General features: G+C 72.0%; 21 protein-coding genes and 1 riboswitch. Of the genes, 13 read left to right on the forward strand and 8 right to left on the reverse strand.

The window, feature by feature from the left end; genetic code table 11:
* Positions 1–295 precede the first annotated feature (295 nt).
* On the forward strand, positions 296–3,184 hold the full coding sequence (locus ACH34S_RS26345) for an ATP-binding protein (protein WP_395955473.1): 2,889 nt from the start codon (positions 296–298) through the stop codon (positions 3,182–3,184).
* A 39-nt stretch (positions 3,185–3,223) separates the two neighbouring features.
* Here ACH34S_RS26345 and ACH34S_RS26350 read toward each other — a convergent pair whose 3' ends face one another.
* The gene (locus ACH34S_RS26350) at positions 3,224–4,219 is read right to left on the reverse strand and encodes a helix-turn-helix domain-containing protein (RefSeq protein ID WP_395955474.1); all 996 of its coding nucleotides are present in this window, start codon (positions 4,217–4,219) and stop codon (positions 3,224–3,226) included.
* A gap of 349 nt (positions 4,220–4,568) precedes the next feature.
* Between ACH34S_RS26350 and ACH34S_RS26355 the strand changes: the two genes are divergently transcribed.
* The 4 genes from ACH34S_RS26355 (at position 4,569) to ACH34S_RS26370 (ending at position 9,123) form a co-directional block, all read left to right on the forward strand.
* Entirely contained in the window at positions 4,569–5,942 is a 1,374-nt protein-coding gene (locus tag ACH34S_RS26355; protein ID WP_395955475.1) for a carbohydrate-binding protein, read from the forward strand.
* A 138-nt stretch (positions 5,943–6,080) separates the two neighbouring features.
* Positions 6,081–6,446, forward strand: a complete 366-nt coding sequence (locus ACH34S_RS26360) for an ArsR/SmtB family transcription factor (protein ID WP_395955476.1) — start codon at positions 6,081–6,083, stop codon at positions 6,444–6,446.
* A complete protein-coding gene (locus ACH34S_RS26365; RefSeq protein ID WP_395955477.1) occupies positions 6,446–6,712 on the forward strand; it encodes a hypothetical protein in 267 nt (88 codons plus the stop codon). Before ACH34S_RS26360 ends, ACH34S_RS26365 begins: the two co-directional genes overlap by 1 nt.
* Positions 6,713–6,945: 233 nt before the next feature.
* Positions 6,946–9,123 carry an MMPL family transporter gene (locus ACH34S_RS26370; RefSeq protein ID WP_395955478.1) on the forward strand — a complete coding sequence of 726 codons (2,178 nt, stop codon included), beginning with the start codon at positions 6,946–6,948 and terminating at the stop codon, positions 9,121–9,123.
* Here the strand turns inward: ACH34S_RS26370 and ACH34S_RS26375 are convergent.
* Together ACH34S_RS26375 and ACH34S_RS26380 are read right to left on the reverse strand one after the other, a co-directional pair.
* Entirely contained in the window at positions 9,093–9,377 is a 285-nt protein-coding gene (locus ACH34S_RS26375; protein WP_395955479.1) for a putative quinol monooxygenase, read from the reverse strand. The two genes, ACH34S_RS26370 and ACH34S_RS26375, sit on opposite strands and share 31 nt — an antisense overlap.
* A gap of 24 nt (positions 9,378–9,401) precedes the next feature.
* Positions 9,402–10,982 (reverse strand): MFS transporter, encoded by a 1,581-nt coding sequence (locus ACH34S_RS26380; RefSeq protein ID WP_395955480.1) that lies wholly within the window; start codon positions 10,980–10,982, stop codon positions 9,402–9,404.
* Between the two features lie 136 nt (positions 10,983–11,118).
* On the opposite strand from ACH34S_RS26380, the gene ACH34S_RS26385 reads away from it, so the two are divergent.
* Together ACH34S_RS26385 and ACH34S_RS26390 are read left to right on the forward strand one after the other, a co-directional pair.
* Positions 11,119–12,114, forward strand: a complete 996-nt coding sequence (locus ACH34S_RS26385) for a sigma-70 family RNA polymerase sigma factor (protein ID WP_395955481.1) — start codon at positions 11,119–11,121, stop codon at positions 12,112–12,114.
* 3 nt (positions 12,115–12,117) lie between these two features.
* Positions 12,118–12,708 (forward strand): TIGR03086 family metal-binding protein, encoded by a 591-nt coding sequence (locus ACH34S_RS26390; RefSeq protein ID WP_395955482.1) that lies wholly within the window; start codon positions 12,118–12,120, stop codon positions 12,706–12,708.
* A 194-nt stretch (positions 12,709–12,902) separates the two neighbouring features.
* On the opposite strand, the gene ACH34S_RS26395 is transcribed toward ACH34S_RS26390, so the two are convergent.
* The gene (locus ACH34S_RS26395) at positions 12,903–14,264 is read right to left on the reverse strand and encodes a M20/M25/M40 family metallo-hydrolase (RefSeq protein ID WP_395955483.1); all 1,362 of its coding nucleotides are present in this window, start codon (positions 14,262–14,264) and stop codon (positions 12,903–12,905) included.
* Between the two features lie 247 nt (positions 14,265–14,511).
* On the opposite strand from ACH34S_RS26395, the gene ACH34S_RS26400 reads away from it, so the two are divergent.
* Both ACH34S_RS26400 and ACH34S_RS26405 read left to right on the forward strand, forming a co-directional pair.
* On the forward strand, positions 14,512–14,895 hold the full coding sequence (locus ACH34S_RS26400; RefSeq protein ID WP_395955484.1) for a hypothetical protein: 384 nt from the start codon (positions 14,512–14,514) through the stop codon (positions 14,893–14,895).
* A 557-nt stretch (positions 14,896–15,452) separates the two neighbouring features.
* Positions 15,453–15,595, forward strand: a riboswitch (cyclic di-AMP (ydaO/yuaA leader).
* A 7-nt stretch (positions 15,596–15,602) separates the two neighbouring features.
* Positions 15,603–16,262 carry an NlpC/P60 family protein gene (locus ACH34S_RS26405; protein WP_395955485.1) on the forward strand — a complete coding sequence of 220 codons (660 nt, stop codon included), beginning with the start codon at positions 15,603–15,605 and terminating at the stop codon, positions 16,260–16,262.
* A 179-nt stretch (positions 16,263–16,441) separates the two neighbouring features.
* On the opposite strand, the gene ACH34S_RS26410 is transcribed toward ACH34S_RS26405, so the two are convergent.
* Positions 16,442–17,098, reverse strand: coding sequence for a DUF4360 domain-containing protein (locus tag ACH34S_RS26410; protein ID WP_395955486.1), 657 nt, complete (start codon positions 17,096–17,098; stop codon positions 16,442–16,444).
* Between the two features lie 485 nt (positions 17,099–17,583).
* Between ACH34S_RS26410 and ACH34S_RS26415 the strand changes: the two genes are divergently transcribed.
* Positions 17,584–21,357: a multicopper oxidase domain-containing protein gene (locus tag ACH34S_RS26415; RefSeq protein WP_395955487.1), complete on the forward strand. Its 3,774-nt coding sequence runs from the start codon at positions 17,584–17,586 to the stop codon at positions 21,355–21,357.
* A gap of 218 nt (positions 21,358–21,575) precedes the next feature.
* On the forward strand, positions 21,576–22,007 hold the full coding sequence (locus tag ACH34S_RS26420; RefSeq protein WP_395955488.1) for a Fur family transcriptional regulator: 432 nt from the start codon (positions 21,576–21,578) through the stop codon (positions 22,005–22,007).
* 85 nt (positions 22,008–22,092) lie between these two features.
* Here ACH34S_RS26420 and katG read toward each other — a convergent pair whose 3' ends face one another.
* Together katG and ACH34S_RS26430 are read right to left on the reverse strand one after the other, a co-directional pair.
* Positions 22,093–24,327, reverse strand: coding sequence for a catalase/peroxidase HPI (katG, locus tag ACH34S_RS26425; RefSeq protein WP_395955489.1), 2,235 nt, complete (start codon positions 24,325–24,327; stop codon positions 22,093–22,095).
* Between the two features lie 30 nt (positions 24,328–24,357).
* Entirely contained in the window at positions 24,358–24,789 is a 432-nt protein-coding gene (locus ACH34S_RS26430) for a Fur family transcriptional regulator (protein WP_395955490.1), read from the reverse strand.
* Positions 24,790–24,925: 136 nt separating this feature from the next.
* On the opposite strand from ACH34S_RS26430, the gene ACH34S_RS26435 reads away from it, so the two are divergent.
* A complete protein-coding gene (locus ACH34S_RS26435) occupies positions 24,926–25,438 on the forward strand; it encodes a hypothetical protein (RefSeq protein WP_395955491.1) in 513 nt (170 codons plus the stop codon).
* Between the two features lie 192 nt (positions 25,439–25,630).
* Here ACH34S_RS26435 and ACH34S_RS26440 read toward each other — a convergent pair whose 3' ends face one another.
* Positions 25,631–25,858 carry a hypothetical protein gene (locus ACH34S_RS26440; protein ID WP_395955492.1) on the reverse strand — a complete coding sequence of 76 codons (228 nt, stop codon included), beginning with the start codon at positions 25,856–25,858 and terminating at the stop codon, positions 25,631–25,633.
* Between the two features lie 276 nt (positions 25,859–26,134).
* On the opposite strand from ACH34S_RS26440, the gene ACH34S_RS26445 reads away from it, so the two are divergent.
* On the forward strand, positions 26,135–26,338 hold the full coding sequence (locus tag ACH34S_RS26445) for a cold-shock protein (RefSeq protein WP_131971577.1): 204 nt from the start codon (positions 26,135–26,137) through the stop codon (positions 26,336–26,338).
* The last annotated feature ends 67 nt before the right edge of the window (positions 26,339–26,405 follow it).

Genomic DNA, 26,405 nt, shown 5'->3' on the forward strand with positions numbered 1-26,405 from the left:
GAATTCGCCAGGTGGCTGGCATGACCACTCCTTCGTCCTGATCCGGACGGTTTTCCGGCCGCCCGGACGAGTGGCCTTTCAGGTGGGGGTAGGGGAGCAGGCGGCCACTCGGCGGCTACACTCCGCCGCCGATCCGCGCTGAACAACCGTGGCAACACCCGGTAGGGATACGGGATTAAGAATCACGATTCACGGGGTTCCGGAAACGCACAGTGACGCTTGTCCTCTGGAATTCCACGCTGGTGCTCGGGGCGCAGTCACCTCGCGCGTGGCATTTCCGGCGGGGAGCGAAAGGATGGCCGACAACGATGGTCGCCTGAACGGGCGCGGACGGTCCGCGCGGTCCACCGTCTCCGTCCGCACCGGCTCACCCGTCTTGATCGGGCGTGAAGCGGAGTTGCACACCCTCGCGACCGCGATCGCCGGTTTCCCGTCCGTCGCGTTCGTCGAGGGCGAGGCGGGCGTCGGCAAGACCCGGCTGGTCGCCGAGCTCGTGAGCGGCCTCCGCGCGGAAGGCGGCGGGGGCGGGGACGCGTGGATCGCGGTCGGGTACTGCCAGCCGCTGCGCGACCCGTTCCCGTACGGCGTCATCTTCGAGTGCCTGCGCGCCTGCGGCGACCGGATCACCGAGCCGAGCGCGGTGACCGGCGCGCTGCGCCCCTACCTGCCCGAGCTGGCCGGCCGGCTGCCGCCCCCGCCGGACCCGCTCGGCGACCCCGCCGCGGAGCGGCACCGGCTGTTCCGCGCGGTCCGCGACCTGCTGGCCGCGCTCGGCCGCGCGGTGCTGGTGATCGAGGACGTCCACTGGGCCGACGACGGCACCCGCCAGCTGCTCAGGTTCGTGATGTCGAACCCCCCGCCCGGCCTGTCGCTCGTGGTGACCTTCCGCCGCGAGGACCTTCCGGCGGACGCGCCGCTCGGCCGGGCGTTCCGGGCGCCGCCCGGCACCACCGCCGCGCACCTCGTCCTCGGCCCGCTCGACACCGAGGCCGTCCGCGGGCTGGTCGAAGCGATCCTCGGCGGGCGGACGGTGCCCGCCGGGTTCGCCGAGATCATGCGGCAGCGCACCGCGGGCATCCCGTTCGTCGTCGAGGAGATGACGTACTCGCTGCGCGACCTCGACGGCGGCGTCCGGTTCGACGGCGCCGCGGCCCGGCGCCTGCTCGACAACGCCGAGGTGCCCGCGCTGCTGCGGGAGGCCATGGCCGAGCGCATGCACGCGCTGCCCGCCGCCGCCCGGTCGCTCGCGGAGGCGGCGGCCGTCCTCGGCGTCCCGGCGACGGCGGCGCTGCTGAGCGAGGTGGCGGGGGTCGGGGACCACGAGCAGGTCATCCGGCTGCTCGACGGCGCGGTGCTGGTCGAGACCGCCGAGAACGAGTACGGCTACCGGCACGCCCTGGCCCAGCGCGCCGTGTACGACGCGCTGCCCGGCCCGCACCGCCAGGACCTGCACCGCCGCGCGCTGCGGGCGCTGGCCCGGCGCGACCCGCCGCCGCTGGTGCGGCTCGCCGCGCACGCCAAGCACGCCGGGCTGCTCGCCGACTGGCTCCGGCACAGCGAGGACGCCGCCGACGCGTCCGTGGCGGCAGGCGACGCATCGACGGCGATCGACCTGCTCTGCGCCACGGTCGCCGATCCGTCCGTCCCGGCCGCGGACGTGAACCGGCTGGCCACCAAGCTGTGCCAGCACGCACTCACCGGCCTGCACCACGACGAGGTGATCACCCAGATCGAGCGGCTGCTGTCGGACCCCCGGCTGACCGGCATGGTCCGCGGCGAGGCCCGGCTGTGGCTCGGCCTGCTGCTCGTCCGCAGGACGGGCGAGATGGACCGGGGCCGCGCGCACATCGAGCTGGCCATCGGCTCGCTGCGCGGCCATCCCGCGCGGAGGCTGCGCGGGATGGCCGTCCTCGCCCTGCCCTACCTCGGCACGACACCGATCGCCGAGAGCCGCGCTTGGCTGGACGAGGTCGACGACGCCCTCGGCGAGCTCCCGCAGGGCGCGCTCCGCACGTCGCTGCTCGCCAACACCATCGGCGCCCGGCTCATCGCCGGCGACCCGCGGGCCCGGGACCGCATCGCGCTGCTGCCCGCGCCGTCGGAGCCCGGCGACAGCGAGCAGACGCGGGAGCTGGCGCGGTCGCACTGCAACCTCGCCGACTCGTGCTCGTGGATCGGGGACTACCCGCGCGCGTGGGAGCACCTGCACATCGGGCTCACCCTCGCGACCCAGGCCGGCGCCCCGTACGTGACCGGCACCGCCAAGACCACCCAGATCCGGCTGGACTGGCTCGCGGGCGCGTGGGACGGGCTGGAGGAGCGCGCCGAGCGGATGGCGCAGACGTACACCTACCTGCTGCCCGTCGCCAGCGAGCTGCAGCTCGTCCTCGGCTGGCTGGCCACGGTCCGCGGCGACTGGGACCGGGCCGAAGCCTGCTACCAGGCCACCCGCATGTCCCAGCCCGACTCCGCCATCATCCCCGTCGCGAACGCGGCGACCGGCGGAATGGTCACGATGCTGCTGGACCGGGGCGACGTCGCCGCCGCCTGCGCGCACGCCGACCGCGGGGCCGCGCTGCTGCGCCGCAAGGGCCTGTGGGTGTGGGCGGGCGATCTGGCGCCGCAGGCCGTCGAGGCGTTCCTGGCGGGCGGGCGCGACGACGACGCGCGCGCGTTCGTGGCGGACCTGCGCGCCGGGCTCACCGGGCTGCACGCCCCGCTCGCCGCCGCGGCGCTGGAAGCCTGCCGCGCCCAGCTCGCCCGCGCCGCCGGGGACCCCGCGGCCGCGCGCCTCTCGCGTCCGCGATCCGCCACTACGAGCGCCTCGGCCTGCCCTACCGGACGGCCCGGCTCACCGAGCAGACCGCCCGCGGCGAACCCGCCGACGCCGGCGTGCTCGGCGAGCTGGCACTCCTACGAGCGGCTCGGCGCCCCCATCGACGCGGCGCGCTGCCGGCACCTCGTCCGCGGCACCGGCGCCGCCACCCCGTCCCGCCGGGGCCGCCGCGGCTACGGCAACGAGCTGTCGCCCCGCGAGCGGGACGTGGCCCGGCTGCTGGCCGGCGGGCGCACCAACCGCGAGATCGCGCAGGCGCTGTTCCTGTCGCGCCGGACGGTCGAGGAGCACGTCGCCAACATCCTGCGCAAGCTCAACGTCACCTCCCGCCGCGAGGTGCGCCTCTGACGCCGGGGCCGGGCGTCCGCCGCCGGCCGGGGCTCGCCGTCAGACCAGATCGCGGCGCGCGGCGTGGACGCCCGCCTGGAATCTGGTGCGGGCGTTGAGGGTGCGGAGCAGGCGGGCGACATGCCTGCTCACCGTCCGCGCGCCCATTCCGGTGTTGCGGGCCACCGCCTCGTCCTTGAGCCCCGCGGCGAGCAGCGTGAGCAGATGCCGGTCGGCCTCGGACAGCCGCGGCCAGACGTCCCCCGTCTCGTTGTCGCCCTGCAGCGGTGTGGCCTGTTCCCAGCAGGTGTTGAACACGTTGATGAGGATGTCGAGCAGCGTCGAGGGGCGGATCACGGCGCTGATCCCGGGGTCGTCGCCCCGAAGCGGCATCAGCGCCATCTCGTCGTCCACGATGATGAGCTTCGTCGGCGCGCTCTCCAGCACGCGGGAGCGTTCCCCGAGGACGGCGTCCTGCCGGGCCATTTCCAGCTTCTCGGGAATGGCGAGCGCGTCGGGAGTGAAGATGACGCGGTACTCCACGCCGTGGCCGATCTGCTCGCGCTCGACCTCGTTCGGGGCGGTCGGGTCGACGGCATAGGGCGGCTTGTCGATGGCCTTGACGTGCTTGACCGCGCCGCGCTGGATCTGCTCGAGGCGCTGCACCACCGCCTCCATCCCGTCGATGATCTCGACGAGCTTCTGCGGGTTGGTGCGCTGCTCGGCGGCGAGCAGGTCGCCGCTGAGCCGCTTGGCCTCGATGCGCGCGCGGATGAACTCCGTCTCCCGCTGGCGGATCAGCGTCTCGACGACGGCGTCGGGCGGGTAGGGGAAGTACTTCGGGTCGGTGGACGCGTCGATGCCGATCATGCCGAGCGCTTCGAGTTCCTTGAGCAGCCCGGCCAGCCGCGGCCTGGGCTCCTCCGACAGCTCCGCCAGTTCGCCGAATGTGCTGCCGGGGTGGTGCAGCAACGCACTGTAAATGGACTGCTGCAGAGCGGTGATACCAAGAGCCGCGAATGGATTCTCGTCCGTAGCGGCGGACGCGGGAGACATGAACGGATTATGGAGCAAAGGCGTGGAGCAGCCAACCCTCTGAGCCCACCAAACGCGGCACGCGTAATCCGACCCCGTCGAAGCAGGGCCTAAATCGCGTCCGAAACCCGCAAATTATTGCCTGGGCGGCTGCGGCGACCGCACATCTTCCACGTCCGCGCGTGTTCCGCGGCACTCAAATGGAGTTCTTTGATTTTCCGTCGTAAAGCCGGGCCCGGCAAGACGTGGAAGTGGCATTGGTGGCGGAGATCGTCATCGGCGACAACTCGCCAGAACGCCAACCTGGAGAGGCTTTCTCACCTGCGCAAGGTCAATCTACCTTTGCCGCACCCCCACACAAGGAGAGACCATGTCTCACAGACGCGGCCTTCGGGTCGCCGTAATCGCCGTCGGCGCGCTGGGCCTCGCCGGCATCCAGGGCACCGCGACGGCCCAGCCGCCCGGCTCCTACCAGCTACCCCCCGGCTCCTACGCCAAGCCGTTCGCCGCGAGCGTGCCCGCCGGCATGCTGCAGGCGATGCAGCGCGACCTCGGCCTCAGCGCGGCCGAGGCGAAGCAGGCGATCGCCAACCAGGACGTCACCGGCGCCAAGGCCGGGAAGCTCCAGGTGCGGCTGGCCGGGAGCTACTCCGGCAGCTACGTCACCGGCAAGACCGGCGGCACGCTCCATGTCGCCACCACCAACCCCGCCAAGGCGGCCGAGATCGCAGCCCACGGCGCGCAGGCCGAGATCGTCAAGTACAGCCTTGCCGAGCTCGACGCCGCGAAGGCCCAGCTGGATCGTGCCATGCAGTACAACGGCCCGGCCCACACCCCGGTGTGGTTCGTGGACGTCCAGAGCAACCGGGTCGTGCTCCAGAGCTCCGCTCCCGCCAAGGCACGCGCTCTCGTCAAGGCGGTCGGGGTGAACCAGGGCATGGTCACCATCCAGCGCTCGAACGTGAAGCCGCGCACGTTCTACGACATCCGCGGCGGCGACGCCTACTACATGGGCGGACGCTGCTCGGTCGGCTTCCCGATCATGCGTGGCACGACGCACGGCTTCGCCACCGCAGGGCACTGCGGCCGGGCCGGGACCGCCGTCCAGGGGCACAACCGTGTCGCGCTGGGCAGCTTCCAGGGTTCCAGCTTCCCGGGCAACGACTACGCCTGGGTGTCGGCTAACAGCCAGTGGACCGTGACCAACAAGGTGAACGGCTACGGCAGGGTCGCCGACCCGTCCGTCGCCGGTTCGACGGTCACCCAGGTCGGCCAGCCCGTGTGCCGCTCCGGCTCCACGACCGGCTGGCACTGCGGAACGGTCTCGCAGCACAACACCAGCGTCACCTACCCCGAGGGCACCATCTCCGGGGTGACCCGGACGACCGTGTGCGCCGAGCCCGGTGACTCCGGCGGTTCGTACATCTCCGGTTCCCAGGCGCAGGGCGTCACGTCCGGCGGCTCGGGCAACTGCTCCAGCGGCGGGACGACGTTCTACCAGCCGATCAACGAGATCCTCCAGGTGTACGGCCTGACGCTCCACACCGGCACCGGCGGCCCCGGCCCCGGCGACCCCGACCCGGGCGACCCGGACCCGCCCACGGGCACCTGGGCCGTTGGGACCGTCTACCAGGTCGGCAGCACGGTCACCTTCAACGGAGCGCAGTACCGCTGCATCCAGGCCCACCAGGCGCAGCCCGGTTGGACTCCGGCCAATGTGCCGGCACTGTGGGAGCAGATTTGATGATGGGAGCCGCCAGGCACCCGTGATCAGCGCCCCGGAAACCGGCTTCTGGGTGCACTGTCTCCCTCGGGCCCTCCCCCAGACCTCCACTGGGGGAGGGCCCGTTTTTTTGTTTCACGTGATAGTTTTTGTTTACACATGGATGAAACAGTTGACACCGACCTGGCCGGCGGCACGGGAGACGAGCTGCTGCTGGCGCTGTCGGCGCTGGCCAGCCCGCACCGGCTGCGGGTCCTCGCGGCACTCGGCGAGGGCCGCAGGTATGTGAGCGAGCTGGCCCGCCAGGTCGGGATCAGCCGTCCGCTGCTGCGCGTGCACCTGAGCCGGCTTGAGGCCGCCGGGCTCGTGCGCAGCTCCCTGGAGGTCTCGGAGGACGGGAAGGCAATGCGGTATTTCGAGGTGGTGCCGTTCGTGCTGCGGCTCGATCCGGACCGGATCGGCGAGGCGGTACGGACGCTCACCGTCAAGAGCGTGGGCGGCGACGACGGCAAAGGGAGCGACTGATGGAGGACGACGTCGCGGGCATCCTCATCGGGGCCGTGCTGTTCATCGTGGTCGGCGCGGTCGCGATCGTACTGATCTGGCAGATTTTCGCCACCTGGCGCGCGAAGGTGCAGCTCGCCCGCGAGGAGGCGTACCGCAAGCTCGCCGAGCGGTCGATCACCACCGAGATGGAGACCCGCGAGGACCTGCTGCGGATCAGCGAGAGCCTCGCCGATCTGCAGAAGCGGATGACGTCCATCGAAAGGGTGATGCGGGAGATCGAGTGAGCGGCCCCGCAGCCGCCCCCTGAGCGGGCGGCGCCCCTTCGAGAGGGCGGCACCCCTTTGAGAGGGCGGGCCGTCGGGCGGCCACCCGACGGCCCGATCCGGAAGCACACCCGCACTCGGCATCCGGCCTTGTCGCGGCCCGGCGTTGGACGGCACATCCACGCCGCCGGGCCCGGACGGGCCGTGTCCGCCGCGTGCGTCACGGTACGTACTCCCAGGAAGGACAGCATTTCATGCTTCCCGACGCAACGCGAAGCGCGCTGCGCGACCGCGACCGCGACCGCGACCCCGGCCGCGGCCGCGGCCTGCGCGGCCGGCTCGGCCGCATCGCCGCACTGCCCGCCGGGCGGCGCGCCAAATGGCTCGTCGTGCTGGCGTGGATCGGCATCCTCTTCGCCGCCGCCCCGCTCGCGGGGAAGGTCGGCGACGTCGAGGACAACGAGACCTTCAACTTCGCCCGGGGCGCCGAGACGTCCGAGCACCACGAGCTGCAGAAGCGGTTCAGCTCGCAGAAGCCCGTCCCGGCCGTGGTCGTCTACACCCGCGACGGCGGCGTCACGCCCGCCGACCGCGCCAAGGCCGACCGCGACAGCCGGGCCCTGGCCCCCTACGCCGCCGACCGGCAGGCGCCCGCCGTGCGCCCGTCGTCCGACGGCAGGGCGCTGCTGGCCACCGTCGCCATGCCGCTGACCGAGGACGGCTTCATCGACAAGGTCAAGAGCATCCGGGACCTGACGCACGCCGGCGCCCCCGCCGGGCTCCAGGTGAAGGTGACCGGGCCGGCCGGGCAGACCGCCGACGAGGTCGAGGTCTTCAACGACCTGGACGCCAAGCTGATGCTCGCCACCGTCGCGGTGGTCACCGTCCTGCTGCTGCTCACCTACCGCAGCCCGATCATCTGGATCCTGCCGCTGCTCAGCGTCGCGCTGGCGAGCCAGGTCGCGAACGCGTTCATCTACCTGCTGGGCAAGCACGCCGGCATGCCGGTGGACGGCATGGGCGCCGGGATCCTGACCGTGCTGGTGTTCGGCGTCGGCACCGACTACGCGCTGCTGCTCATCGCCCGGTACCGGGAGGAGCTGCACGAGCACGCCGACCGGCACGAGGCGATGGCGGCGGCGCTGCGCCGGTCGCGGGGCGCGATCGTCGCGTCCGCGTCGACGGTCGTCGCGGGGATGCTGTGCCTGCTCGTCGCGGACATCAACTCCAGCCGCGGGCTCGGCGGCGTCGGCGCCGTCGGCGTGCTGTGCGGCCTGGCCGCCATGATCACGCTACTGCCCGCGCTGCTGGTGATCTTCGGGCGGTGGATCTTCTGGCCGTTCGTCCCCCGGCCCGGCGGCCCCGCCCCGCGGGGACGCGTCTGGGCGGGCGTGGCGGCGTCGATCTCCGCGCGCCCGCGCACCTACTGGATCGCCACCGCCGCCGGGCTCGCGGGCCTCGGCCTGATCGCCGGGACACTGCGGATCGGCCCGTCGCAGGCGGAGATGTTCCGCACCGAGCCCGAGTCGGTCGCCGGGCAGCGGCTGGTGGCCGCGCACTACCCGGCCGGGTCGTCCGCGCCGGCCGACGTCATCGCCGCCGCGCCCGCCGCCGCGCCGGTGCTGGAGGCGGCCCGGTCGACGCCGGGGGTGGCCGCCGTCCAGGAGGGCGGACGTTCCCGGGACGGCGCGCTCGTCCAGGTGTCGGTGACGTTGCGGGACGCGGCCGACAGCGCCGCCGCCGAACGCACCGTGGAACGCCTGCGCGCCGCCGTCCACGCCGTCGATGGCGCGAACGCCGTGGTCGGGGGGCCCACCGCGGAGGCGCTCGACGGCTCGGCGGGCGCGTCCCGCGACCGGCTGCTGGTGATCCCGCTGGTGCTGCTGGTCGTCCTGGCGATCCTCATCCTGCTGCTGCGCGCGGTCACCGCGCCCGTGCTGCTGCTCGGCACCATCGTGCTGTCGTACTTCGCGGCGCTCGGCGCCGCGTGGCTGCTGCTGAAGGGCCCGCTCGGGGTGGACGCGCTGGACAACTCCACCCCGCTGCTGGGCTTCATCTTCCTGGTCGCGCTCGGCATCGACTACAACATCTTCCTGATGCACCGGGTGCGTCAGGAGGCGATCGCGTCCGGCCACCGGACGGGCGTGCTGCGCGGCCTCACCACCACCGGCGGCGTCATCACCAGCGCCGGGCTGGTGCTCGCCGCGACCTTCTCGGTGCTGATGAACCTGCCGATCACGTTCATGGCCGGGCTCGGCGCGCTGGTAGCGGTCGGCGTGCTGCTCGACACGTTCATCGTCCGGTCGCTGCTGGTCCCGGCCCTGGCGCTGGACGCGGGGCACCGCATCTGGTGGCCGGGACGCCTCGCGCGCCCCGGCACACCGGCGCCCGCCAAGGTCCCTCACGGGGGCTCGACCGCGGAGATCCGGTAGCGCTTCACGTCGGCGGCCCGGATCTGGGCGGCCTGCTCCGGCTCCGGGCCGCCGCCGCGGAACCGCTCGACGGCCTCGTCGGTCTCCCAGCGCTCGTACACGGTGATCCGGTCCGGCTCGACCAGGTCGGCGGCCAGGGCGAAGTCGAGGCAGCCCGGCGTGGCCCGGGCCGCCTCGACGACCCTCCGGCAGCCGGCCAGATAGGCGTCGCGGCCGGCCGGATCCACCGACAGCCACCCGGAAATGATGATCACGACGGTCTCCTCGGAATTCGGTGATCAGGTCGCGGCGCCGGAGGGGGCCGGCTCGGTGCCGGCCTCCGCCTCCGGCTCTTGCCCGCCGGTCGGGGGCACATCCCTGAGGCCTACCACGGCCAGGGCCGCCAGGCCGAGGAACAGCAGCGCGCCGAGCCCGGCGGCGACGTTCAGCCCGGTGGTGAACGCCTCGCGGGCGTCGTCCAGGAGGGCGGCCGCCGCGCCTTCGGGCAGGTGCGCGGCCACGTCCGACGCGCCCGCGAGGCTCTCCTTCGCGCGCTCCGCGTCCGCGCCCGGCACGTCCACCCGAGCACGGTAGACGCCGGTGCCGACGCTGCCCAGCAGCGCGATGCCCAGCGCGACGCCGAGCTGGTTGCACGTCTCCGAGAGCGACGAGGCCGAACCGGTCTTCTCCGGCGGGACGGAGCCGACGACGAGGTCGGTGCCCAGCGCCATCGACGGCCCGGCACCGAAGTAGACGATCACGATGCCGAGCACCAGCACGGCCAGGCCGCTGCCCGCGCCGACCTGGGCGAGCACCACGAACCCGGCCACCGACAGGCTCAGGCCGCCCGCCATCACCACGCCAGGGCGCACCTTCTGCGCGATCGCGGGCGACACCATGGCGCCCAGCGCGATCGACACGCCGACCGGGACCAGCCACAGCCCGGCCTTCGCGGGGGGCCGCTCGCCGACAAGCTGCACGAACTGGCTGACCAGCAGGAACGTCCCGCTGAGCACGGTGGCGCCGGCCAGCATGATCAGCAGGGTGGCGCCGAAGGCGCGGCGGCCGAACAGGCGCAGGTCCAGCAGCGGGTCGGGCACCCGGCGCTGCCGCAGGACGAACGCCACCGCGAGGCCGAGCCCCGCCACGATCGCGGCCACGGCCGGCGGGTCCATGCCATGCAGCGCGAGCTCCTTGAGCCCGTAGATCGCCGCGAGGATCGCCGCCAGCGATAGAACGACGCTCACCGGCTCCAGTCGTCCGGCGTCGGGATCGCGGAACTCGGGCAGCAGGACCGGGCCGAGGATCAGCAGCAGCGCCATCACCGGCACGCCCATGAGGAACACCGAGCCCCACCAGAAGGCGCCCAGCAGGAAGCCGCCTATGACGGGGCCGAGCGCGCCGCCCGCCATCAGGGCGCCCGCCCACAGGCCGATGGCCGTGGCCCGCTCCTTGGGGTCGGTGAACATGTTGCCGATCAGGGCGAGGGTCGAGGGCATCAGCGTCGCCCCGGCGACACCGAGCAGCGCCCGCGCCGCGACCAGGGCCTCTGGGGAGTCGGCCATGGCGGCCGGCACGGAGACGAGCCCGAACAGGGCCGCGCCGCTCAGCAGCAGCCTGCGGCGGCCGATGCGGTCGCCCAGCGTGCCCATCGTGATCAGGAGCCCGGCCAGCAGGAACCCGTAGACGTCGGTGATCCACAGCTGCTCGGTGGCGCTCGCGCCGAGGTCCACGCTGATGTGCGGCAGCGCCAGGTACAGCACGCTGCCGTCCAGCGAGAGCAGCATCGTCGGCAGGGCCAGGATCAGCAGGCCCGCCCATTCCTTCCGCCCGGCGCGAGCCGTGCCGTCCGCCGCCGCCGCCGAGATTGTGTCCGGCATGTCGATCTCCCTCAACGGTCGGACCCGGGTCACCAGTACTGATGCGGTCCGGGCCGGAAAGTCGTCGCGGCGGCGATGACTTTCCCGTGCCGCGGGTGTCTGTACCGATGACAGGTCTCACCAGGAGGCGATGATCTTGAGTGCGCGCGATGCCGACGTCCCCGCCGCCGAGGACTTCCTCAGCCAGGCCGGCCCGTTTCGCCGGGAGCTGACCGCCTACTGCTACCGCATGCTCGGTTCCGTGCACGACGCCGAAGACCTCGTCCAGGAGACCTACCTGCGTGGCTGGCGGTACTACGACCGGTTCGAGGGGCGCGCGTCCATGCGCACCTGGCTGTACCGGATCGCCACCAGCGTGTGCCTGGCCGCGCTGCGGAACCGCGAGCGCAGGCCGCTGCCGAGCGGCCTCGGCGCCCCGGCCGGCGACCCGCTGGACGACCACACCGAGCGCCACGACGTCCCCTGGCTGGAGCCGATCCCGGACGACATGGCCGACCCGGCCGCGGCCGTGGTGGCGCGGGAGAGCGTCCGGCTGGCGTTCATCGCCGCCCTCCAGCACCTGCCGCCCCGGCAGCGCGCCGTGCTGATCCTGCGCGACGTGCTCAACTGGCACGCCGCCGAGGTCGCGCAGCTCCTGGGCACCACGACGACCGCCGTCCACAGCGCGCTGCGGCGGGCCCGCACCCAGCTCGGCAAGGTGGCGCCCGCCGCGGACGAGATCGTCGAGCCGTCGGCGGCGGACCAGCGGCGGCTCCTCGACCGGTACGTCGACGCGTTCACCGGCAAGGACGTCGACGCCATCGTCGAGCTGTTCACGGCGGACGCGATCTGGGAGATGCCGCCCTTCCCCGTCTGGTTCCAGGGCCGCGCCGGCATCCGCGACCACCTGACCCTGTGCTGCCCGCTGCGTGCGGGCGAGGTGCAGCTGCACCCGACGTCCGCGAACGGGCAACCCGCGTTCGCCGCCTACCTGCGCGGCCCCGACGGCAGCCACCGGGCGGCATTCATCCAGGTCCTCACCGTGACGGCCGCGGGGATCAGCCATGCCACCCTGTTCCAGGACCCCGGCCTGTTCCCGGCGTTCGGCCTGCCGCCGAGCCTGCCGGCGCGGGCCATGGCGTCCGCGCGCTGACGGATGAACAGCGAAGCCGCCACACCGGCCTACGGATTCGAGCTCCTAGAGCGCGCCATCACCTACGCCCTGGGCAGCCTGAGCCTCGTCACACCCGAGGCCATGGCCTCGCCCACCCCATGCCGCGACTGGGACCTGGCGGCACTCCTGGCACACGCGGACGATTCCCTGTCGGCACTGCACGAGGCACTAGGCACCGGCCACGTCGCGCTGAACGAACAGACCGCCCCGGGCGATGATCTCGTGGCCGGAGTTCGTGATCGCGCCCGGCGGCTGCTGGCCGCCTGCTCGGCCCCGGACGGCGACCGGCTGATCATGATCGACGACTGCCCGCTCCCCATCGGCTTCCTCACCGGCACCGGCGCCCTGGAGATCACCGTCCACGGCTGGGACATCGCCCGCTCCTGCGGGCACGACCGGCCGATCCCGCCCGGCCTGGCCGAGGGGATCCTCGAACTCTGCCCGCTGGTGGTCGCCGACCTCGACCGTCCCGCACGGTTCGCCGCACCGGCGGAGGTCCCGCCCGGCGCCGGCCCCGGCGACCGGCTCATCGCGTTCCTCGGCCGCCCCGGTGGGGGCCCCGCCCCTGCGTGACCTGGACGGAAACGGGGGCGGGGCCGGGCCGGGCCGCATCACACCCAGGACGCGGGGGCCCCGCCGGCGGCCGTGCATTACGGGGGACCGCCGACGTCTCCTACAGCGCCAAGGCCCGGCAATGCGTCACGGATCGGGACGATGCCGGGCGATGGCGGACGGTTACTGACAGAAGACGCGGCGCCTCTCCCCCGCTACTTGTGGCGCGCCACCTCGTAGGCGGCGCAGCCGATGATCTCCATCGACACCTTGAGCCGCTTCAGGCTGATGTTCTGGGCGATCGTGTCCTCGGGCGTGTGGTAGATCGGCTCCAGCTGGCTGGGCGCCTCGTTGCCGCGCCAGCTGAAGTTGCCCGCGGCGATGCCGCGCTCGAAGAAGGCCTCGTGGTCGCTGGAGCCGCGGGCGGTGGGGCCCTGCGTCTGGTCGACGTAGCCGAGCCGTTCCGCGGCGGCGTTCACCGCGGCGGTGGTGGTGTTGTCCTTGCCGTCCACGGACAGCAGCCAGTACGTCTCCGCGGGCGGGTGGCTGGTGGCGACCATGTCGTTCTGGAAGCAGCCGGTGATCTGCTTGACGCCGGTCTCGTCCAGCCCCTTCACGTAGTAGCGGGAGCCGATCAGGCCGTTCTCCTCCGCGCCCCACAGGTAGATGCGGATCGCCTGCTGGGTGGGCAGCCGCCGCAGGACGCGCGCCAGCTCCAGGCACAGGACCGTCCCGCTGCCGTCGTCGTTGGCGCCGGGCGACCCGGGAACGCTGTCGTAGTGGGCGCTGACGATGACGGCCTTGCCGTCGGGGTTGGGCAGCGTCGCCTTCCGCTCCGCCAGGACGTTGTACGACGTCATCCCGGTGTGCTTGGTGACCTCGATGGAGAGCCGCTCGGCACCCGCGCGGATCCGCTCACCGTGGTACCCCGCGAGGCCGAGGACCGGGATCGCGACCGGCTCGGCGAGGGCGGGGGCGAACGAGGCGGGCTTGCGCTCGGGGAAGGTGTCCGAGCGCGCGTTGATGATGAGCGCCGCCTTGGCCCCCGCGGCCGCGGCGGCCTTGGCCTGGTCGGTCTCCTTGCCGGGGATGCGGTCGAACACCACCAGCCTGCCGTCCGCGTCGTCCGGGACCTCGACGACCTTGCCCACGTCCAGCACGGTTCCGCGGACTTCGCCGGTCGCGCCCTGCAGCGAGGCGCTGGACTGCCAGAGCCGCTCGCCCCTGGCGCGGATCTCCGCCAGGTTCTTGTCCGCGACGGGGAAGGGCTGCAGCTCGACCTTGTAGCCGAGGTCGCGCAGCACGCCGGCGATGTAGCGGGCGGCGCGGTGCTCGGACTCGGTCCCGGCGATGCGCCAGCCGATCCCGTCGCTGAGCACCTTCAGGTGCTTCAGCGCCCGGCGGACGTCGATGCGGGCGACCACGGCCTTGTCGCCGGTGGTGAGGGAGGGCGGCAGCAGCGCGCCGGGGCGCTGCCGGGTCGCGGCGGCGGCGGTGCCGGGCAGCAGCCCGACGGTGGCGAATCCGGCGAAGGCCGCGGCTCCGGCAAGCAGGTCACGGCGATTGACCTCGGTCATGGGCGTCTCCTCGGGGAGATCGGGGCGCATACCCGTTCCGGACCGGGTCTCGGCCGGTGACGAATGACGGCGCCGCGAGGAACAGGGCCCCCGTTCCCACGAGAATCTACGAAAGCACCCCAATTCCGACAAGGACGGCTGATCGCTCCGCAACTCAAACGTGATCAAGCGCAGCCCCTGTTACTGACCGCAATAGCGTGGGACCATCACTCACGGCGACGGACCTCATTCGAACAGAGGTGAGTGGATGTATCCGATTCCACACGGCGGAGCCGACCCCGTCCTGCTGCAAATCGGCGATATCTCGCTGACGGGCACGCACGTCATCCTCCCGTACGGGAGTTACCCGCTGCACGGCGCCACCTGGACCATCCAGGACTCCACCCAGGTGACCGAGGGAATCCCGGTGGTGGCCATCGTCCTGGCGATCGTCTTCGCCTGGTTCTGCCTGCTGGGCCTGCTCTTCCTGCTGATGAAGGAGCGCCGCTACCTGGGCTTCGTGACCGTCTCCGTCACCGGCCCCGGCTTCCACCACACGACCCACTTCCCTCCGGGCCCGCAGTCAGGCGCATGGGCCGCAAACGCAGTGGCACAAGCCCGCGGCATCACCGCCCTAGCCCCGCCCTGTTAGCCCAGGGGGGCGACCCCCTAGAACCCCCGTCGCGACGCAGGCGATCCTCATGCCGCCCCTGCGGTCTGCCGTGCCCGTGACGGGCGTGTGCGGCGTCGCTCCGGTCGCCCGCGTCGTCGGGTCGTGCGACCTCCGGCGCGGGGCGCCTCCGGCCGCACGACCCGCAGCCGTGGCTGAGGTGGGGGCTGAGCTGGGGTGTTGTTGATTTTGTCCGGGTTTGCCTTCTATTGGGGTACGGAGTAGCTTGTCGCTCATCAAGGCGCCCGCCAGGCGTTTTGCCGCACCGTGTCCGTCCGGACACGGTCCCCCGGACGGCGTCGCCGGACGGGGGTGGCGGCGGCGCGACCCACGCGTCGTCTCGTGACGGTCCTGCCGTGCGGTCTCCCCGAGACCCCGTTCCTCAGCCCGGCCATGCGCACGCCGACGTGCGGGCGCTGAGCGAAACCAGGACCGGTTCGCAGAGCTGCGCCCCCTCCTGGGGCGCCGCACCATCAGCGCCGCTCTTTCGCACGCGGGACACAAGGGTCCCGCGGATGGGCCGTCATGCCCTCAGGATCGCAGCGGCAACGCCGAGTCCGCCGTCGCGCGGAGCCGGGGACCCACATCTTGCACTGGGGTGAATCGGCCTGCCCCCAGGTCGAAGGACGACTTCCACGTCCGAACCCGTCAGCTAACCCGGTAGGCGTCCTGGAAGCCAAGGAGACCCCTTGACAGGCAAGCACTCCAAGAACCGCTTTCCCCTAGGACCCCGTGCCACCGGCGCGCTGTTCGGCCTCGCCTTCTTCGGCGTGGTCGCGGGCACCGCGCAGGCGTCGATCGGGTCCGACTCCGACCCGGGCTCCGGCGCGCGCGCCGGCGACCAGGTCGCCGCCGTCGGAGTCCTCCCCGGCCAGCAGAAGGGCGCGCCGGAAGCGTCCCGCAAGAAGGCCGACGCCAAGAAGTCCACCACGCTGGACGCCCGGTCCCAGGTGATCGAGCGGGCCAAGACCTGGAACCCGGGCACGGGCGACCGGGTGCGCTACAGCCAGCTCCGCAGCCACAACGGGTACCGCGCCGACTGCTCCGGCTTCGTCTCGATGACGCTGGGGCTGGAGAAGCCGGGCCCCAACACCCAGGGCCTCACCTCGTCCGAGTACACCGAGCGCATCACCATGGACGAGCTGAAGAAGGGCGACCTCGTCATGGACGCCCAGGGCACCAACACCACGCGCCACGTCGTCATCTTCGAGAAGTGGTCGAACAAGGAGCGCACGTCCTACTGGGCGTACGAGCAGCGGGGCCGGTACGGCACCGACTACCGGGAGCGCGACTACGGCCTTGACTCCGGCAGCGAGTACAAGGCCTACCGCCCGAAGAAACTCACATAACGCAAGGCAACGCCCGGCCGGGTACCCCTCGGCCGGGCGTTCGCATGCGCGAGTCAAGGCGGCCGGAGGGGGAGGCGCGGGCGCCTCCCCCTCCGGTTCATGATCTGTCCGAATTCGGCGACGTTGCGTGATCAGATGGCGACCATCCGATCAGGCTCGCCTTTTCGGTCCGCCGGGTATCAGTCGCAGCGTTTCCACACGAGGTGGTAGACGGAGTTCCCGCGCGCGGATTCCATTGCGATGAAACTGGACTTGGTCGAGTCGCCCTTGTCCACCCGCAGTTCGGTGTTGATGTTCAGGTTGCGGTCCTTGCCGCAGGGCTTGTAGACCCGGCCCTGGGAGTCGGTCTTGTCGGCGAACTTCCAGTCGTCGTCGAACGGGCCCTTGAGCGTGTGCGTGACGGTCTGCGACTCAGAGTTGCCCTGGAAGTAGTAGTTCGTGCGGCGGATCGCGGTGGCCCCGGCCTCGAGGTGGGCATAGCCGCGGGACTCGATCCCGACGACCGCGTAGGTGTAGCCCTCCGGCGCGTCGACCTGCACGCTGAGCTGACAGTTCTTCCGGAAATCCGTCGACGGCGCGTTGTCGCCCGCCCAGGCCACGTACTTCTCGTAGGTGACGGTGAAGGCGGTGTTGCCGTGCGAGGGGGTGACCTTCGTGGTGCCGGCGGGGCAGCCGGAGCCGTTGATGGTCTCGACGCCGATGGTGACCTTGCTGGGCACCGGAGCGGCGTCGGAGGCGGGGGGATCGATGGAGGCGGAGGCGGTGGTGGCGGTCGCCAGCATGGGGAGGAGCAGGGCAGCGCCCACCGCGATCGCCGTACGTGTGGCGTTCTTCATGGGTCGGATCTCTCAGGGGGTTCGTGGTCGACGCCTTCGCCGCACACGCATCGCGCCGGTGGTTTTACCAGCGGATTTGCGGTGACTTTGACGTCAACACGTCAATGGCGATTCTCTCGGTCTGGAGAATCATCCGAGAGGGTATTCGGGTCGCGCTGACTTGGTCAACACTTTGCCTTTGCGTCTTATTAACAATTAACATTGCGTTTTCTAAGCCCTTTAAGGCCGGGCCTTACCGCGTTTTCGGCACTCGCCGAGAGCCGCCGCGCGCACTGGATGGACGCTGACCAGATTGGGGCGGAACATCTTGACTGCCCAGTTCGTCATACCTGTCAGCACCTCGCGCATCCCGCGCAGTGGACCCCGCAAACCCCGCACGCCCCGCGCAGCTCGCAAACCCCGCACACCCCGCGCAGGCCGATGGCCGCCGCCGGCAGAGGGCCGGCGGCCGCCGAGACAACGGGAGTTTCAGGGGGAATTCACAGATGCCCGTGAAGAGGGTGTACGACGTCGTCGCGCTGCACGTTCCCATCGTCTTCGACGCGCACGGCGACCACGACCGCAACGGAATGATCTTCACGCTAGCCGAGCACGAGACCGAGCTCAACAAGGTCAGGGACAGTTTTCCGACGCCCTTCCCCGACCCGCTGGAGCACCCGGAACTGCTTCCCGACCCGCATCCGCTCGTCCGCCCGCTGGTGCTGCGGGCGCGCGTCGGCGAGCGGGTCGTCGTCCGGTTCCGCAACGAGCTGCGGCAGCGGGCCGGGATCCACGCCAAGGGCGTCGGGCACCGGGTCATGGCCGCCGACGGGGGCGCCGTCGGCCGGAACCCGGACTCGGCCGTCGCGCCGGGCGGCTCGATCGTCTACGAGTGGGACGCCGTCCACGAGGGCGTGTTCTTCTTCGGCGACCTCGCCGACCTCCGCGGCGGCGAGCACGGCTCCCAGTCGCACGGGCTGTTCGGCGCGCTGATCGTCGAGCCCGAGGGCGCCACCTGGACCGACCCGGTCACCGGCGACCCGCTACTGGACGGCCTGTACGCCGACGTCCACGTCCCGGGGCAGGAGAGCTTCCGCGAGTACGCGCTGTTCATGCAGGACGAGTCGCCCAACGACAATCCCGTCCTGCCGCCGCACCCGCTCTACGAGTGCGACCGGCCGCGCCCGCACACGCACGCGCCCGCGGCGGGCGGCGAGCGGCTCGCGCCCGTGCTGTTCCCCGACCACGACGGCCACGGCGGCGGCCACGGCAACGGCGGTGGCCACGGGGACGAATCCGTACAGAACGAGCACGCCGCCTCGATGATGCTCATGAGCTACCGCACCGAGCCGATGGGCTGGCGGTCGCTCGCCTACGAGCGGATGCTCGAGGCGGGCGAGATCGACCCGGCGCGGGACGCGATCGTCGGCGAGGAGCAGCACCACAGCTCCTGGCTGTTCGGCGACCCGGACACGCCGATCTTCCGCGCCTACGGCGGCGACCCGTCGAAGATCAGGCTGGTCCATGCCGGGGTGAAGGAGACGCACGTCTTCCACCTCCACCTGCACCAGTGGCGGGCCGTCCCCGGGCACGGCGAGTCGCCCATCATCGACTCCGTCACGATCAGCCCGCAGCAGGCGTTCACGATCGAGCCGATCGGCGGCGCGGGCTCGGTGCAGGCGGCGACCGGCGACATCATCTTCCACTGCCACCTCTATCCGCATTTCCACTCCGGCATGTGGGGGATGTGGCGGGTCTTCGACGTCCTCCAGGACGGCGCCGGACGCTACCCGGACGGCACGCCCATCGCGCCGCTCCGCCCGCTCCCGGGACGCCCGGCGCCGCCCGCCGCCACCGCCGAGCGTCCGGGCTTCCCGGCGTTCATCGAGGGAACGTTCCCGCAGAAGTCGCCCCGCCCGCCGCGCACCCCCTCGATGCCGGAGGGCATGGGACGGGAGCCGTCCGCGCTGGAGCGGGCGGCGTTCGTCCCCGACCCGCAGCCGGGCGAGGCGTTCACCAAGATCACCCTGGACCCGGACGCGCCCGTCCGCCGCTACCACCTCGTCGTCATGCAGGGCACGATCCACTACTTCGAGAGCCGCGACCACGGAGGCGGCCACGACGGCGAAGGCGCGGGCCACGACGGCGACGGCGGCGGGCACAAGGAGACCTGGCATGACCATCGCGGCGTCTTCTTCGCCCTGAAGGAGGAGGTCGACGCCGCGGGCGGGGTCGAGAACTTCCGGAAGGAGCTCGCCAAGGGCACCCGGAAGATCGAGCCGATCGCGATCCGCGCCCGCAAGGGCGAGGTCGTCGAGTTCACCCTGACCAACGCGCTCCCCCCGGGCTGCCACGAGGAGACCGCGTTCGACGCCGTCCTGCCGTTCCAGCCGGAATGCGGGCTGCACGTCCACCTGGTGAAGTTCGACCCGCTGGTGTCGGACGGCGCCAGCGTCGGCTGGAACTACCTGTCCGGGACGACCACCGCCGACGCCGGTCCGGAGGACCACGAGCGCTACCGCTCCTGGATGTACCGGTGGTACTGCGACGAGGAGTTCGGCGTCGTCTTCTTCCACGACCACCTGCTCGCCAACGAGCGGCAGCGGCACGGCCTGTTCGGCTCCATGATCGCCGAACCGGAGGGCGCCGTCTGGGTCGACCCGCGCGACCACGGCCGGGAGGTCCGCAACGCGGCCCAGGCCGTGGTGAAGCTGCCGGACGGGACCGCGTTCCGCGAGCAGGTGATCCCGGTCGCCGACTTCGTCCCGCTGATCAAGCACGGCGCCGGGGAGAAGGGCGAGCCGATCAACCCGCCCGCCTTCCCCGGCGCCCTCGACGACCAGGGCACCATGGCCGTCGGGTACCGGTGCGAGCCGCTGCACGAGCGGCCCGGCGACCCGGCCGACTGGTTCTCCAGCGACGTGCACGGCGACCCGCAGACGCCGCTGCTGCACGCCTATCCGGGCGAGCGGCTCCGCGTCCGCCTCTACCAGGGGTCGCACGAGGAGCAGCACGGGTTCACCGTGCACGGCATGCGCTGGCACGCCTGGCGCGACGATCCGCGCTCGCCGCTGCGCTCGCAGCAGACCCTCGGCATCTCCGAGGCGTTCAGCCTGCACATCGACCCGACGCACAGCGCGGGCGACCACATGTGGGCGTTCTCGGCCATCGACGACACGTGGCTCGGCTGCTGGGGCCTGTTCCGCCTCCACGAGGAGGTGCGGGACGATCTCCCGCCGCTGCCGGACGCGTTCACCGACGAGGGGCCGCCGCCGTTCGACGCGCGCGAGGTCCGCCGCTACCGGGTGCGGGCGCTCGCCCGCGAGATCCACTACAGCGACCGGCGCAGCGACCCGTTCGGCCTGGTCTACGCGGTCGACGGCGCACCGGAGGGCGAGCCGCTCGTGCTGCGCTGCCGGGCCGGGGAGTGGGTGGAGCTGACGCTCTCGAACGAGGTGGACGCCCCGCCGGAGCCGACGCCCTACGACCCGCCGCTCCCGGCATTGGACGACCCGGCCGACCGGGAGGTGTCGGCGCGGGTGTCGCTGCACCCTGTCGGGCCGCTGCGCTACGACGTCCGCGACAGCGACGGCGCGTTCGCCGGCCACAACGGCGACGGCACGGTCAAGCCGGGCGGCGACGTCACCTACCGCTGGTACGCCGACACGCCCGGCGTGGTCCTCCTGGAGGACCGCGCCGACCTGCGCACCCACCGCCACCGCGGCCTGGTGGGCGCCCTCGTGGTGGAGCCGTCCGACGCCACCCCGGCGCACGGGGCCTGGACGGGCGCTCAGGCGGTGATCCGCCGTCCCGGCGCCGAGGACGTCCACGAGCTGGTCCTGATCCTCCAGGACGGGGTGCGCCAGTACCACCACGGCGACCCCACCCAGCCGGTGACCGACCTGGAGGACGAGCCGGAGGACGCGGGCCAGAAGGCGTTCAACTACCGGAGCGCTCATCTGTTCCCGCACCGCCCGTCCCTGGCGCTGGACGAGCCCGGTACTCCGATCCTGCGGTGCCGTCCGGGCGACCTCGTCCAGGTCCATCTGGCGGTGGGGGCGGACAAGCCGCGCAACCACTCCTTCCAGATCCACGGCGTGACGTGGCCCATGGAGGAGCACCTCGACACGCCGCGGATGGGCGCGATCGGCGGCCTGACCAACGGGACGCTCCGCTCCCTGACGTTCAGGGCAGGGGAACCCGGGGACTACGCCTACCGGACGGGCGTGTTCCGCTGGACCCTGACCGAGGGCCTGTGGGGCCTGATCCGCGTCCGCTGACGCCCGCCCGCCGGGTCGCGCGATCCCCGCCGTTGGCGGCGATCCGCTCGCCGTGCCCGCCGGCCGGCGGTCCTCCCCGGCCGCCGGCCGGCCCCGCCTCCCGATCCGGGGCTCGCCCACACCCCCGGATCGGGAGCGCGGCGTTCACCGAATGTCCGTTTACACTTGTGTCGTTCGCTGTCAGAAGTCTTCCGCGTCCGCGAGGGTAGGTACGGCGCATGACCGCATCCCCCCTGACCACCGCCGAGGAACTCCGCGGCGTCGGCCTGCGGGTGACGGCCGCGCGCGTCGCGCTGCTGGAGACCGTCCGGGCGGGCGACCACCTGGGTGTCGAGGCCCTCGCGTCTGGAGTGCGCGACCGGGTCGGCCACATCTCGCTGCAGGCCGTCTACGAGGCGCTGCACGCGCTCACCGCCGCCGGGCTGGTGCGCCGCATCGAGCCCGCCGGAAGCCCGGCCCGGTTCGAGGGACGCGTCGGCGACAACCACCACCACCTGGTGTGCCGCGACTGCGGCGCCGTCAAGGACGTCGACTGCGCCGTCGGCCACCCGCCCTGCCTCGACCCGGTCGACGACGCCGGCTACCTGATCGACGAGGCCGACATCACGTTCTGGGGCCTCTGCCCGGCCTGCCGCCCCAAGACCGGCTGACCACGCAGAACCCGGCCGACCCTGAAACGAACGTCAGGGCCGGCCGGCGAGCCGCCGGCCGGCCCTGACGCCGCTCGTCAGCTGATCAGCGCAGCTCGAACCGGTCGAGGTTCATGACCTTGTCCCATGCGGCGACGAAGTCGTTCACGAACTTCCCGGCCCCGTCGTCGCTGGCGTAGACCTCGGCGAGCGCGCGCAGCTCGGCGTGCGAGCCGAACACGAGGTCGACGCGGCTGCCGGTCCACTTGACCGCGCCCGACGCGTCCCGGCCCTCGAAGGTCTCCGCGTCCCCTCCGTCCTGACCCGTCGTCGGGTGCCACGTGGTGTCGAGGTCGAGCAGGTTCACGAAGAAGTCGTTCGTGAGCGTCCCCGGCGAGGTGGTGAACGCGCCGAGCGGCGACCCCTTGTAGTTCGCGCCCAGCACCCGCAGACCGCCGATGAGGACGGTCATCTCCGGCGCGCTCAGCGTGAGCAGGTTCGCCCGGTCGAGCAGCAGGTACTCGGTGGGGAGCCGGTTGCCCTTCCCGACGTAGTTGCGGAACCCGTCGACGGACGGCTCCATCGCCTCGAACGACTCGACGTCGGTCTGCTCCTGCGACGCGTCCGTCCGGCCCGGGGTGAACGGGACCGTGACGGTGTGCCCGGCGGCCTTGGCGGCCTGCTCCACGGCCGCGCAGCCGCCGAGGACGATCAGGTCGGCGAGCGAGATCCGCTTGCCGCCGGTCTGCGCCGCGTCGAAGGACTCCTTGACGCCTTCCAGGGTGCGCAGGACGGTCCGCAGCTCGTCGGGGTCGTTGACCTCCCACGTGTTCTGCGGCTCGAGGCGGATGCGGGCGCCGTTGGCGCCGCCGCGCTTGTCGGTGCCGCGGAACGACGCCGCCGACGCCCACGCGGTGGCCACCAGCTGCGACACCGACAGGCCCGAGGACAGGAGCCGCTGCTTGAGGTCGGCGATGTCCGCGTCGTCGACGAGCTCGTGGTCGACCTCGGGGACGGGGTCCTGCCACACGAGGGTCTCGGACGGGACCTCCGGGCCGAGGTAGCGCGCGATCGGGCCCATGTCGCGGTGGGTCAGCTTGAACCAGGCGCGGGCGAACGCGTCCGCGAACTCGTCCGGGTTCTCCAGGAACCGGCGCGAGATCGGCTCGTAGATCGGGTCGTAGCGGAGCGAGAGGTCGGTCGTGAGCATGGTCGGGTGGGTCCGCTTGGACGGGTCGTGCGCGTCCGGGACGGTGTCCGCGCCCGCGCCGTCCTTCGGCCGCCACTGGTGCGCGCCCGCGGGGCTCTTGAACAGCTCCCACTCGTAGCGGAACAGCGTCTCGAAGAACGAGTTGTCCCAGGTGGTCGGGGTGGGCGTCCAGATGCCCTCCAGGCCGCTGGTGATCGCGTCCGGGCCGACGCCGGTGCCGTAGGTGCTCTTCCAGCCGAGGCCCTGCTGCTCCAGCGGGGCGGCCTCCGGCTCGGGGCCGACGTGGTCGGCGGGGCCCGCGCCGTGCGTCTTGCCGAAGGTGTGGCCACCGGCGATCAGCGCGACGGTCTCCTCGTCGTTCATCGCCATGCGGCGGAACGTCTCGCGGATGTCGCGGGCCGCGGCGAGCGGGTCCGGGTTGCCGTTCGGGCCCTCCGGGTTGACGTAGATCAGGCCCATCTGGACGGCGCCGAGCGGGCTCTCCAGGTCACGGTCGCCGGTGTAGCGCTCGTCACCGAGCCAGGTGGTCTCGGGGCCCCAGTAGACGTCCTCCTCGGCCTCCCAGGCGTCCACGCGGCCGCCGGCGAAGCCGAACGTCTTGAAGCCCATCGTCTCCAGCGCGACGTTGCCGGTCAGCACCAGCAGGTCGGCCCAGGAGATCTTCTGGCCGTACTTCTTCTTCACCGGCCACAGCAGGCGGCGGGCCTTGTCGAGGCTGGCGTTGTCGGGCCAGCTGTTGAGCGGCGCGAAGCGCTGCTGGCCGGACCCGGCGCCGCCGCGGCCGTCGTGGATGCGGTAGGTGCCGGCGCTGTGCCACGCCATCCGGATCATGAACGGGCCGTAGTGCCCGAAGTCCGCCGGCCACCAGTCCTTGGACGTGGTGAGCACCTCGGCGATGTCCCGCTTCACGGCGGGCAGGTCGAGGCCGGCGAACGCCTCGGCGTAGTCGAAGCCCTCGTCGAGGGGGTTCGACACGTCGGGGTTCTTGGCGAGGATCTTCAGGTTGAGCCGGTTCGGCCACCAGCCGCGGTTGCCGCCGCCCTCGGTGGGGTGGGGGGCGCGGGTGTGCGCGACCGGACAGCCGCCCTCCGCGGCGGCGTCGTAACCGGTGTTCTCCGTGTTCTCGGACATGTGGGTCCTCCCAGGGCTTTGCGAGGCGTATCAGCGGCTCTCTGCGGTGGAACAGTCGGGACAAAGGCCCCAGTAGACGACCTCGGCCTCATCGATCGTGAAGCCGCGGTCGTCGGAGGCGGTCAGGCACGGCGCCGCGCCGACGGCACAGTCGGCGTCGGCGATGACCCCGCACGACCGGCACACGACGTGGTGGTGGTTGTCGCCGACCCGCGACTCATAGCGCGCCACGAACCCGGCCGGCTGGATGCGCCGGACCAGCCCGGCCGCCGTCAGGGTGCGCAGCGAGTCGTACACGGCCTGGTGGGACACCGTCGGGAGGTCCCGGCGCACCGCGCCGATGATCGAATCCGTGTCGGCGTGCGGGTGCGCATGCACAGCTTCGAGCACCGCCAGGCGCGGACGTGTCACGCGCAAGGCGGCCCCCCGCAGCAGCTGTCCGAAGTCCAAGGCCGTGGCCACGGACCCAAGGCTGGCTCAGTTTCTGGAATCAGTCAAGAATTGGACGGCATCGTGTTCGTGGCTGTTCCCGGTCGGGCCGCATGACCGGGCGAAACTCGGGCACATGTGCCGTGACGCGACAACCCGGAGAACCCCTGTGTCCAGGTCAAAGAACGATCGCCCTGAACCGCTCGCCGGGCTGCCCGCCGAGGCCGGACAGCCCGTGCTGCGCACCGGCCGGTGGCGGTTGCGCACCGCCCGCAGGATGCTGCCCGGCGGCCGCGTCGCGGCGGCCGCGCCGGACCGCAAGGTCCGCCGGGCGTTCCGCCGCGCCCTGCGGCGGTGGGGGCTGGGCTCCGCCGCCGACGAGCTCGCCGACCAGCTGACCGCGCTGCTGCAGGACGTCCTCGCCCGCAGCCCCATGCGGGGCCGCGGGGCGTTCGACCTACGGCTGGAGCTGCGCGCATCCGCCCGGATGCTGCTCGGCGAGATCCATCCGCTGCCCGCGCGTCCGGGCGCGGGCAAGGCGGGCGATCCGGCCGAGGGCGGTGCGGGCGGGCGCGGCATCATCGTCCTGACCTACGGCCGCCGTCCCGACCGCGGCGGCACGCACACCCGGTACGTCCACCGGTTCACGTGGTGGCGGACGGACTCGGTCACCACCGACTGACCGGCCCGACGACCGACCAGCCCACCGGCTGACCGGCCCGCGACGTTTTTCTACGCCGCGGCTGAGTTGGCACCGATTTTTTACGAAAAAATGAACGCCGGACGGCCGTTCGACGGCGGGTTCCAGAGCGCCTTCAGCGCGCCTTCCGCAGCACCTTCCAGGATGCGTTGCAGGCCCGTCCGGCAAGGGGTTTCAGAGCTTGAAGAGTTTTTCGTACGGGGCGAGAATCCGCACCCTCCGCGTCCCGAAGTCGACCAGGACGGCGCGTCCCGACTCGACCTCGATGATGCGCCCGAGCCCGTACTTGTCATGCGTGACCTGGTCTTGGAGTGCGAACTCCTTGGCGGGCGGGGCAGCGGGCGGGGGAGCGAAGGGGCTGGTGGGGAGATGTCGCCGCCTGGCGGGTCCGGAGCGTTTCATTACCGCATTATGCGCCCGGCCAGGGGGTTCAGGGAACTCTTCCACGCAGGCAGCGGAATTCAAGGGCCGCATCAGGGGGCCGGTGGGGCCGCCCCCGTTCGCTTCGCCGAATCGTGTGGTACCGTGCAAGTAGTTGCGGTTCCCATAGACATGTTCGTGCGCCTGTTGGATCTGAACCTCAGGCGCATTTTTGTTGTTCTGGATCTTCCGGATGGGCCATCGCGGCGATCTCGACCGCGCACGGTGTGCGGTCGTGACCGACCAGAGGAGATGACCATGGCCACCGGCACGGTCAAGTGGTTCAACGCCGAAAAGGGCTTCGGCTTCATCGAGCAGGACGGCGGCGGCGCCGACGTCTTCGCCCACTACACCAACATCGCGGCCCAGGGCTTCCGTGAGCTCCAGGAGGGCCAGAAGGTGACGTTCGACGTCACCCAGGGCCAGAAGGGCCTGCAGGCGGAGAACATCGTTCCCGCCTGACCTTCGCTCAGCCGCGCGGCGGGCGCCCCCCCCCCGGGCGCCCCCCCCTGTGCGGTCTGGCCCACAA

Origin of the sequence: Actinomadura sp. 3N508 (genome assembly GCF_044326375.1) — a bacterium.
In the GTDB taxonomy this organism is placed as follows: domain Bacteria; phylum Actinomycetota; class Actinomycetes; order Streptosporangiales; family Streptosporangiaceae; genus Spirillospora.

Bases quoted from the DNA above. Each gene is read 5' to 3' on its own strand.
- ACH34S_RS26395 (WP_395955483.1), bottom strand. From the start codon at position 14,264: ATGACCGAGGTCAATCGCCGTGACCTGCTTGCCGGAGCCGCGGCCTTC.
- ACH34S_RS26410 (WP_395955486.1), bottom strand. From the start codon at position 17,098: ATGAAGAACGCCACACGTACGGCGATCGCGGTGGGCGCTGCCCTGCTC.
- ACH34S_RS26415 (WP_395955487.1), top strand. From the start codon at position 17,584: ATGCCCGTGAAGAGGGTGTACGACGTCGTCGCGCTGCACGTTCCCATC.
- ACH34S_RS26400 (WP_395955484.1), top strand. From the start codon at position 14,512: ATGTATCCGATTCCACACGGCGGAGCCGACCCCGTCCTGCTGCAAATC.
- katG (WP_395955489.1), bottom strand. From the start codon at position 24,327: ATGTCCGAGAACACGGAGAACACCGGTTACGACGCCGCCGCGGAGGGC.
- ACH34S_RS26390 (WP_395955482.1), top strand. From the start codon at position 12,118: ATGAACAGCGAAGCCGCCACACCGGCCTACGGATTCGAGCTCCTAGAG.
- ACH34S_RS26440 (WP_395955492.1), bottom strand. From the start codon at position 25,858: ATGAAACGCTCCGGACCCGCCAGGCGGCGACATCTCCCCACCAGCCCC.
- ACH34S_RS26365 (WP_395955477.1), top strand. From the start codon at position 6,446: ATGGAGGACGACGTCGCGGGCATCCTCATCGGGGCCGTGCTGTTCATC.
- ACH34S_RS26380 (WP_395955480.1), bottom strand. From the start codon at position 10,982: ATGCCGGACACAATCTCGGCGGCGGCGGCGGACGGCACGGCTCGCGCC.
- ACH34S_RS26445 (WP_131971577.1), top strand. From the start codon at position 26,135: ATGGCCACCGGCACGGTCAAGTGGTTCAACGCCGAAAAGGGCTTCGGC.
- ACH34S_RS26345 (WP_395955473.1), top strand. From the start codon at position 296: ATGGCCGACAACGATGGTCGCCTGAACGGGCGCGGACGGTCCGCGCGG.
- ACH34S_RS26355 (WP_395955475.1), top strand. From the start codon at position 4,569: ATGTCTCACAGACGCGGCCTTCGGGTCGCCGTAATCGCCGTCGGCGCG.
- ACH34S_RS26360 (WP_395955476.1), top strand. From the start codon at position 6,081: ATGGATGAAACAGTTGACACCGACCTGGCCGGCGGCACGGGAGACGAG.
- ACH34S_RS26420 (WP_395955488.1), top strand. From the start codon at position 21,576: ATGACCGCATCCCCCCTGACCACCGCCGAGGAACTCCGCGGCGTCGGC.
- ACH34S_RS26350 (WP_395955474.1), bottom strand. From the start codon at position 4,219: ATGTCTCCCGCGTCCGCCGCTACGGACGAGAATCCATTCGCGGCTCTT.
- ACH34S_RS26370 (WP_395955478.1), top strand. From the start codon at position 6,946: ATGCTTCCCGACGCAACGCGAAGCGCGCTGCGCGACCGCGACCGCGAC.